Source organism: Streptomyces sp. NPDC048106 (genome assembly GCF_040706415.1).
In the GTDB taxonomy this organism is placed as follows: domain Bacteria; phylum Actinomycetota; class Actinomycetes; order Streptomycetales; family Streptomycetaceae; genus Streptomyces.
On sequence record NZ_JBEZND010000101.1, the window covers coordinates 1 to 3,414 of the forward strand.

Below are 3,414 nucleotides of genomic sequence, written 5' to 3' on the forward strand. Positions count from 1 at the left end.
CCCTCGCGGGCTTTCCTCCGGGCGCTTCCCTTCGTTCTTGCGTTTCCGACTCTATCAGATCTTTCCGATCCGATTTCCTCGGTGCTTTCCAGGTTCTCGCTTCCGCGTTTCCCTTTCCGGCGATTCCGACTTTATCAGAAGTTCTTGGCCGGTCTGACCAGCCGCTCATTTCTGAGTAATCGGGAGGATGCTTCCTCCGAATGTCGGTAGCGACTTCTTGGAAGCTAGTAGAGCCTAACGGCCGCCACCGGACTTGTCCAGTTCTAGGCAACTCATAGAATCTACCTCCCCACGCCGTCTGTGTCAACAGCTCTGGTGGGGCGAAGAGGAGGCTAGCAGCTCAGGAGGGTCGGACGCACATCACGCGGCGGTAGGCACGGAGGAACTGCGGTCCGCTGCGTCGAGATCGCCTGTCTCGCCGGCCCGCGCCGCGCGGCCCCCGAGGACGTAGACGTACGTCAGGAACGCCACCTCGGCCACGACGCCGATACCGATGCGGGCCCAGGTGGGCAGGCCGGACGGGGTGACGAAGCCTTCGATGGCGCCGGATACGAACAGGACCAGGGCGAGGCCGATCGCCATGCCCACGGCGGCCCGACCCTCCTCCGCGAGCGCGACGCGGCGGGTGCGGGGCCCGGGGTCGATGAGCGTCCAGCCCAGGCGCAGGCCCGTACCGGCCGCGACGAAGACCGCGGTGAGTTCCAGCAGGCCGTGTGGCAGGACCAGGCCGAGGAAGGTGTCGAGGCGGCCCGCGGAGGACATCAGGCCGAAGCCGACACCGAGGTTGAGCATGTTCTCGAAGAGGATCCACAGGACCGGCAGGCCCAGGAAGACGCCCAGGACCAGGCACAACGCGGCCGCCTCGGCGTTGTTCGTCCACACCTGGGCGGCGAAGGCGGCCGCCGGGTGGCTGGAGTAGTAGGTCTCGTACTCACCACCTGGGCGGGTCAGCCGGCGCAGGTCGCCTGAGGCGGCGATGGACGACTGCACCTCGGGGTGGCTGCCGATCCACCAGCCCAGCAGGATCGCGATGGCCGTCGAGACGAGCGCCGTGGGTATCCACCAGCGGCGCGTGCGGTAGACGGCGGCCGGAAAGCCCTGGGTCAGGAAGCGGGTCACATCGCGCCACGAGGCGCTGCGGGTACCGGTGACGGCGCTGCGCGCGCGGGCGACGAGCTGGCTGAGCCGTCCGGTGAGCTGCGGGTCGGGGGCGCTGGACTGGACGAGCGAGAGGTGGGTCGCGGTGCGCTGGTACAGGGCGACGAGTTCGTCGGCCTCGGCGCCGTCGAGGCGGCGCCGGCGGCGGAGCAGGGCGTCGAGGCGGTCCCATTCGGCTCGGTGCGCGGAGACGAAGACGTCCAGGTCCATCGGGTCTGCCTGCTCCTTGGCCGGTCGCCGACTGATCGTCGTCGATGATCGTGTTTGCTGTCAGCTTGTCGTACTGGCGCGCAATGCGCCCACAGCTTGGCAGACTTGCCGTCCACCGGGGCGGACCAGGGAAGGACGGGCGGCGTGAGCGAGTTGGTGACGGGCGAGGCGGTGGCGCTCGAACTGCTGCCCGCGAAGTTTCCGAGCAGGGCGCTGTCCGTACTGCTCGACCTGGCGGCGGCGCTGGTCGCGTATGTCGCGGTCGCCATGGTGCTCGTGGCGACGACGTCCTCCCTGGACAGTGCCGCGCAGGCGGCGCTGGGGATCGCGACGTTCCTGCTGGTGCCGGTCGGCGTGCCGATCGCGGTGGAGACGCTGAGCCACGGCCGTTCGCTCGGGAAGATGGCGCTGGGGCTTCGGGTGGTGCGGGACGACGGTGGGCCGATCCGGTTCCGGCACGCGCTGGTGCGGGGTGCGATCGGCGTGGTCGAGATCCTCATGACGTTCGGGACGGTCGCGTCCATCGCGTCGCTGGTCTCGGCGCGGGGGCGGCGGCTCGGGGACGTGTTCGCGGGGACCCTCGTCGTGCGTGAGCGGATCCCGGTGGCGTGGACCGGCCTCGTCGCGCCTCCGCCGCCGCATCTCGCGCAGCGGTTCGCCGGTCTTGACCTGTCGGCCGTCCCGGACGGGCTGTGGCTGGCCGTACGGCAGTACCTGACGCGGAGAGGGCAGCTGGATCCCGGTGTGTCCTCGGGGATGGCGCAGCGGCTCGCCGGTGATCTCGCGGCGCACACGGGGGCTTTGCTGCCCACCGATCTTCCTCCGGCCGTCTTCCTGGCCGCCGTGGTGCACGAGCGGCAGTCGCGGGAGTCCCGGCAGGCGTTCGGCGCGGGCGGTTTCGTGCCGGGCGAGGCCCCGTCCGCGGTGCGGGCCGGCGCGCGGCCGAGTGGGGAGCCTGAGGGCGCTCCCGCCGTGCCGCCCGCCGTGCCGCCTGCCGTGCCGTCGGCAGCGCCTCCCCGGCGGGAGCAGCCGGGCGAGCGGCCGGCCACCGGGTTCGCGCCGCCCGCGTAGGGCCGTCTGCGGGAAGCGTCCCAGCCGCTCAGCGGAACGCCGACGGCGGTGACTCCAGGTCTTCCAGCTCGATCCCGGGCGCGGCCAGAACCACGTCGCCGGCGATGTGGACGGTGTGCTGTTCGCCCGTGTCCAGGGCGCTGACCTGGTATTCGTCCACGGTCAGGGGGCCGTTGTCAGTGGCGTGTGCTTCGCTCATCACCAGAGCCCAGGACTGGTCCACGGTGCGGGGGGCGAGGACCGGGTCCGTGAAGGCGACGAGTCGGACGCGGGTCGCGGAGGAGGGGGTGAGGCGCAGGAGACGAGCGGTGGCGACGAGGAACGCGGGGGACGTGCCGGTGAAGGTGTGGGCGCGCACATTGCCTTCGGTGGCATGGGCTCCGGTGGGGTCCGTGCGGACCCAGGTGACGCCGTCGAGGGCGGCACCGCGCACCTGCCAGCCACCCGCGTGGAGTTCGAGGCGGATGGGACGGCCGAGGTCGTCCAGGGCCAGGTCGACCGAGCCGCGTTGGTCGCCGGCGAGGGTCGTCAGCCGGGAGACGTAGCGCCAGCCGGACGGCCCGGGGGCGCACTGGAAGTGTTCTTCTCCGAGGGGGGTGTGATCGTGCGGATCGTGGAGCGAATAGCGGCCGCGGGGCATGGGGGTCCTGGGTCGTGACGGGCTCGGGTCGCCGCGGTACGTCGGTCCGGGGTGCGTGAGGGCCGGACCGGACCGGCCAAAGGGGCAGGCCCCCGGCACGGGGGTGCGGGGGCCTGCCTCTGCGGACCTGTCCGAGACGCGGTGACGCGGCTCGGGGTCGGTCAGTAGCGGTAGTGGTCCGACTTGTACGGGCCTTCGACCTCCACGCCGATGTACGCGGCCTGCTCCGGGCGCAGCGTCGTCAGCTTGACGCCGAGGGCGTCGAGGTGGAGGCGGGCGACCTTCTCGTCGAGGTGCTTGGGCAGCACGTACACGCCGGTCGGGTACTCGTCGGG

At 71.4% G+C, this 3,414-nt stretch carries 4 protein-coding genes; 1 reads left to right on the top strand and 3 read right to left on the bottom strand.

All coding sequences use genetic code 11. The features are described 5' to 3' along the window. Nucleotides 1-360 precede the first annotated feature (360 nt). Nucleotides 361-1,368, bottom strand: a complete 1,008-nt coding sequence (locus AB0927_RS40835) for a stage II sporulation protein M (protein WP_366672943.1) — start codon at nt 1,366-1,368, stop codon at nt 361-363. A 144-nt stretch (nt 1,369-1,512) separates the two neighbouring features. On the opposite strand from AB0927_RS40835, the gene AB0927_RS40840 reads away from it, so the two are divergent. Beyond that, nucleotides 1,513-2,439, top strand: a complete 927-nt coding sequence (locus AB0927_RS40840) for an RDD family protein (RefSeq protein WP_366672944.1) — start codon at nt 1,513-1,515, stop codon at nt 2,437-2,439. Nucleotides 2,440-2,467: 28 nt separating this feature from the next. Here the strand turns inward: AB0927_RS40840 and AB0927_RS40845 are convergent, their stop codons facing one another. Then, complete coding sequence (locus tag AB0927_RS40845; protein WP_366672945.1) at nt 2,468-3,079, bottom strand: hypothetical protein; 612 nt, start codon at nt 3,077-3,079, stop codon at nt 2,468-2,470. Nucleotides 3,080-3,240: 161 nt separating this feature from the next. Next, the coding region (locus AB0927_RS40850) for an adenosylhomocysteinase (RefSeq protein WP_366672946.1) at nt 3,241-3,414 on the bottom strand (174 nt) is incomplete at its 5' end.